The sequence below is a fragment of the Paenibacillus ihuae genome (genome assembly GCF_001368795.1).
GTDB classification, from domain to species: domain Bacteria; phylum Bacillota; class Bacilli; order Paenibacillales; family Paenibacillaceae; genus Paenibacillus_AQ; species Paenibacillus_AQ ihuae.
Genome location: NZ_LN831198.1, coordinates 819521 through 824368 on the forward strand (window position 1 = coordinate 819521; position 4848 = coordinate 824368).

General features: G+C 37.8%; 7 protein-coding genes and 1 pseudogene. 7 read left to right on the forward strand and 1 reads right to left on the reverse strand.

Annotation, left to right across the window (positions count from 1 at the left end; genetic code table 11):
• Positions 1-286: 286 nt before the first annotated feature.
• The 4 genes and pseudogenes from sigK to AQR02_RS32775 all read left to right on the forward strand — a co-directional run.
• Positions 287-798: pseudogene (gene sigK / locus AQR02_RS03710) on the forward strand (RNA polymerase sporulation sigma factor SigK); the annotation flags it as partial.
• 486 nt (positions 799-1284) lie between these two features.
• Positions 1285-1434, forward strand: a complete 150-nt coding sequence (locus tag AQR02_RS32245) for a hypothetical protein (protein WP_159067680.1) — start codon at positions 1285-1287, stop codon at positions 1432-1434.
• 343 nt (positions 1435-1777) lie between these two features.
• Complete coding sequence (locus tag AQR02_RS03720; protein ID WP_054939446.1) at positions 1778-2113, forward strand: hypothetical protein; 336 nt, start codon at positions 1778-1780, stop codon at positions 2111-2113.
• A gap of 20 nt (positions 2114-2133) precedes the next feature.
• Positions 2134-2310, forward strand: coding sequence for a hypothetical protein (locus AQR02_RS32775; RefSeq protein WP_167347600.1), 177 nt, complete (start codon positions 2134-2136; stop codon positions 2308-2310).
• 148 nt (positions 2311-2458) lie between these two features.
• Here the strand turns inward: AQR02_RS32775 and AQR02_RS32250 are convergent, their stop codons facing one another.
• Entirely contained in the window at positions 2459-2710 is a 252-nt protein-coding gene (locus AQR02_RS32250; RefSeq protein WP_148449055.1) for a hypothetical protein, read from the reverse strand.
• Positions 2711-2916: 206 nt separating this feature from the next.
• On the opposite strand from AQR02_RS32250, the gene AQR02_RS03725 reads away from it, so the two are divergent.
• The 3 genes from AQR02_RS03725 to AQR02_RS33490 all read left to right on the forward strand — a co-directional run.
• Positions 2917-3648, forward strand: coding sequence for an RHS repeat-associated core domain-containing protein (locus AQR02_RS03725; protein WP_082451933.1), 732 nt, complete (start codon positions 2917-2919; stop codon positions 3646-3648).
• A gap of 99 nt (positions 3649-3747) precedes the next feature.
• Positions 3748-4236 (forward strand): hypothetical protein, encoded by a 489-nt coding sequence (locus AQR02_RS03730; RefSeq protein ID WP_054939448.1) that lies wholly within the window; start codon positions 3748-3750, stop codon positions 4234-4236.
• A gap of 387 nt (positions 4237-4623) precedes the next feature.
• The coding region (locus AQR02_RS33490) for a sigma factor (protein WP_280818593.1) at positions 4624-4848 on the forward strand (225 nt) is incomplete at its 3' end.

The window sequence follows — 4848 nt, forward strand, 5'->3', positions numbered from 1 at the left end:
TTTTAAACGGACTTAAAGCAGCCCGCTGAACGGTCGGGTTGCTTTTGTGTTGTTTACCTATGCTTTGTAACTGAGCAGGTTAACAGAAAAATTTACATTGTTGTAGACTTCGGAAGCGAAGAAAACGTGAAGGAATATCATGCAAAAAAGGGAGTTGATCCTAGGATTATTATTGCTATGTTTACGAAACTTATAAATACCTTTCACTAAGTAGTCCTTGTGAAAGTTGTTCTGTTTAGTGTGGATACTGAAATCTCAAGTAGCGCATTTGACATCGCATCGTGTCCACAACCTCAAAAAATTCGACAATACAGGGGAGGACATGGAGGACCTCATCTCCATCGGCACCATCGGGCTGATCAAAGCTATTGAGAGTTACCGCCCGAACAAAGGCACGAAGCTCGCCACTTTTGCCGCCAGATGTATTGAAAACGAAATCCTGATGCACCTTCGGTCGCTTAAAAAGACCAAAAAGGACGTATCCCTGCATGATCCTATAGGGACGGATAAAGAAGCAATGAAATCACCTTAATCGATATTCTCGGTTCCGACGCAGATGATATTGTGAAGGAAGTGGATCTGAAGATTGAGAAGAGCAAAATCTATCGCAACCTGGATATTCTGGATGACCGGGAGAAGGAAGTCGTTGTAGGGCGGTTTGGGCTCGATACAGGCGGAGAAGAGCGGACGCAGCGGGAAATTGCGAAGGAGCTGGGGATTTCGCGGAGTTATGTTTCTCGGATTGAGAAGAGGGCGCTCATGAAGCTGTATCATGAGTTTTATAAGGCGAAACGTTAGGGGATAAGCTATAAAAAAAGTGCCGCTACAATAGATGCATTAAAAGCAACTTATCTGCGGATGAGTTGCTTTTTTCTAGTTCTCGGAACGCATGTGACGCTGCTAGGAACAATATTCTCTGGTGTATGACTGTAGGTGAAAAGTGCTGCCTTATCGTGAGTGTATATCATTTCCAGTTCAGAGGGTAATGAACAGTATGGATATGATGTGAAAGGCAACCGGACGGTACAGCTGTCAACCATTTCGAGTCTGCACACAAACATAATGGAATATAGCTATGATGGGGCTAACCAGCTCAAACAGGTGACCCGTAACGGCTTCACAACCAGCTATAAGTACGATGGCGACGGTCTGATGCGGGAATAAAATGATGGCAGCACAACCAGTTATTACTATGACGGAGAGAATATCATCGCCGAAGGAAGCCTATCAGGAAGCACCTTCAACTACAAAGCCCGCTATGTCCGCGGATTGCAGTTAATTAGCATGAAGAACCAATGGGGGACCGTAGGATATTACCTCCAGAACGGACATGGCGATGTAGTCAATCTGTACAGACAGGATCAGACCCTTCTGAACACCTACGATTATGATGTTTGGGGTAATCCTACTGTAAAAGAAGAAGCGAATCAGTAAACGAACCCGTTCCGCTACTCTGGGGAGTACTGGGATGAAGGGCAACGTCTGCAGTAGGCGTAGGTGGAACATATAGTAAAGGCGAAACCACTGGGAAACTAGGGAACGTAAAAGGTGATGTTGAATTTGATATTGGAGGCGGACATTCAGCTAGGGCATCTGGAACTTACAGTGACAAAGACAATTATGAAGTATCTGGAGAATTAAGGACTGGGGTAGGCACTCCTAAAATTCCTACTATTAAGAATAGTTCGACCAGTTATGTTGCATCTAATGAACTTGAATTGGTGGATTTATGGTGAAGAAAAACTTAGGGGAAATTGGATAAAAGGAAGTGAATATATTGAAAAAACCTCAGATATCATTTTTATCTTTTATAATTATCTTTGGTATTTTATTATTCGCTTTTATATTTTTTAGTAACAGGTGGGATAAAATTGTTGATAAAGAAATAACTACCAAAGTTGAGAGTTTAGGGGGTGAAATAATTAAGGTAAAACGAGTGCATGTTTCTCAAACACCTTTTAAAACCGATAATGTCGGAGGTAAATATTATGAAGTTACTTATAAAATGAATGGTGAAGAAAACACAGCTTACTATAGAAGACATAAATCTTTAAATATTAATGATATTCCTTCCAGGGGAGCGCCAGCAGAATGGATTATTCCAGAAAAGTGAATTTTAGAGGGGGTGAGTACATGAAAACATTTGGAAGAGGAATGCTTTATTCTATCATTGTAATAGTAATACTTCTGGCTATATCCTTTTTTATAGGAGAAACGGTAACTTTACCTTGGTATGTATTTATTCCATTGGTTTTGATTGTATGGGGGATAGCATTTTATCAAACAAAAAAAGAACGTGTCAATAACTAGTTATAAAAACTTTCTTAAAAGGCTTTAAAAGTGCTTGAAGTAGCAATGAAAATAGGACTGTGGTAATCACAAGTCCTTTTTTTATTGCAATGGTTTATTGAAATTGATTTGTCATTTATTAAGTTAGCAGAGGTGAGTAAAAGAAATTTTACCAAGGGAAAAGAAGATCTAAAATTCTACCACCGTAAATGATCATTAAAGTTCCAATAATCAATCCAACACCTCCAGCCACTCGCAAAATATTTCTTGATTTTGTAGATAACTGTTCTGCTGGCGTTGTTCTTCCTGTAGATCTATCTTGAATACCGACTTTGTTGCTAAAAATAGAAAAGCAAGATCTAATAATAATTCCGATCCCAATTATTCGAGTAGCCCAATCAAGTATAGACCATTCATTCATATAATTCACGCTCCTTTAAGGATTATTAACCTATAGAACCCTTTAATTATCAAATATCAAGTAATATATTCCATGTATTTACTAATTAATCCACTGATTTATATGTATCTAACATTCATGAATTATATCTAACTTATGCAACAAAATGGACTGTTAAACCGAAACCGTGAGCGGTTATCTTATGCGGAAAATCATACAGTGTGAGTATGACAAGGCAGGCAACGCCTGTAGTGATAATTATAGATATAATCTGGTATTACCTCCAGAACGGACACGGCGATGTAGTTAACCTGTACAGACAGGACCAGACCCTCCTCAACACCAACGAGTATGATATTTGGGGAAATCCTACCGTAAAGGAAGAGGCAGATCAGTACACGAACCCGTTCCGTTATTCCGGCGAGTCTTGGGATGAAGGACAACGTCTGCAGTATCTCCGTGCACGCTGGTACGACCCGAGTGTCGGAAGATTCATTACAGAAGATACCTGGGAAGGCAGACTGAATCATCCGGATAGCCAGAATCCGTATATTTATGTGGTGAATAATTCATTAAAATATGTAGATCCAAGTGGTCACATTGCCATTGAATGGAGTGTTATTTTTGGTATAGCAGCTGCAAATGGGCTCATAACATTTTTTGATGATTTACTTGATGGAGAAAGCTTAGAGCATGCTGGTGTTTCTGCCTTTGCTTCCTTTGCTGGAACAAGTGTAACCGGTACTATAAGTGCTTTAACTGGAAATTTAACGGCTGGAGGGCTTGTTGGTTCCGGAGTTAATGAAGCAATAATGACTTTATATGAAGGAGGGAGTATGTTTGATGTTGATACTATAGCTAATATAGCTATAGGAGCTGCCACTGCGAATATAAGAGATGATAATTTAGGTCTATATCTGGACACTTTAATTAATAGTTTATTAGATTTAGTTGATTAAATAATAGCTGAGTTCCCTTTTACTATCTCTTAGTGATAGTAAAAGGGAACTCAGCAAGTTTTATAAGGGGAGATTAATATAGATACTAGAACTGTAATAATGGTAAGTATTGTTATCTATCTAATTGTCTATTTTTATATCCAATATAAAAATAACAAAGGAAAAAATGTAGATCCTAGTAAAATTCATATTAGATACCCCATGGTTTATAAATTACCTCTCACCGCTAATTTACCAGCTATCGCAGCCACCTTTTTGTGTGTAAATGTCCTCATATTGATGTGGAAAAAAAATAATATTCCACTTGTTATAATTGCTGTTTTTTTTATGATAGTAGTTATTGTTTTTCTAATTGGCATTAATACAATTAAGGTAATTATTACTGATAAAAAAATCACTTTGAAAGATTTTATTCATAAACAAGAAATTGAAATGAATGAGTTAAGAAGGATAACCAAAAAAGGGAGCTACATTTTTTTGGAAAAATACTCTGGTAAAGAAATAAGATTTGCCGGAGGATTAAAAGATGTAAATGAACTCCTTTACATCGTTAATGAACGGATTTCTGAGATGAAGCATGAAGAATAAAGGAGGTAAGATTTGTAATGAAGATCAGAACCAAAAAGATACTGCAAGCTATATTACTGGCGATTATACTAGTCGTAGGGATATGGGCAAACTTACAGCTTAATTATCCGATATGGGTAAAGGTATTAATAGTATGTTTCTTAATTGTTGCTTGTATATTAAGCTATAGAAATTATGCTCGTAAGTTAAATAGAGAAAGGATATAACCAGTAAAGTAAAAGTATTTACAATGTTCAAACTTATTTAAATGATCAGCTCATTTCTAGGAGTTGATCATTTATACTTAAATGGATATTAATTGTTCTTGCAATTAAGCTTTGCAAGACTAAAAGGCATGTAAATAAAATGGCCTTTTAAACGCTTAATCAATCGAAGATGGTTTGTTTTTTGACATCGCCCCGTGTCCACAACCTCAAAAAATTCGACAACACCGGTGAAGACATGGAGGACCTCATCTCCATCGGCACCATCGGGCTGATCAAGGCTATTGAGAGTTACCGCCCGAACAAAGGCACGAAGCTCGCCACTTTTGCCGCCCGCTGTATTGAGAACGAAATCCTCATGCATTTGAGATCGCTTAAAAAGACCAAAAAGGATGTATCCCTGCATGAT

Excerpts from the sequence above, each read along its gene's own strand:
- AQR02_RS32245 (WP_159067680.1), top strand. The coding sequence starts at position 1,285 with ATGAAGAACCAATGGGGGACCGTAGGATATTACCTCCAGAACGGACAT.
- AQR02_RS32775 (WP_167347600.1), top strand. The coding sequence starts at position 2,134 with ATGAAAACATTTGGAAGAGGAATGCTTTATTCTATCATTGTAATAGTA.
- AQR02_RS32250 (WP_148449055.1), bottom strand. The coding sequence starts at position 2,710 with ATGAATGAATGGTCTATACTTGATTGGGCTACTCGAATAATTGGGATC.
- AQR02_RS03725 (WP_082451933.1), top strand. The coding sequence starts at position 2,917 with ATGACAAGGCAGGCAACGCCTGTAGTGATAATTATAGATATAATCTGG.
- AQR02_RS03730 (WP_054939448.1), top strand. The coding sequence starts at position 3,748 with ATGGTAAGTATTGTTATCTATCTAATTGTCTATTTTTATATCCAATAT.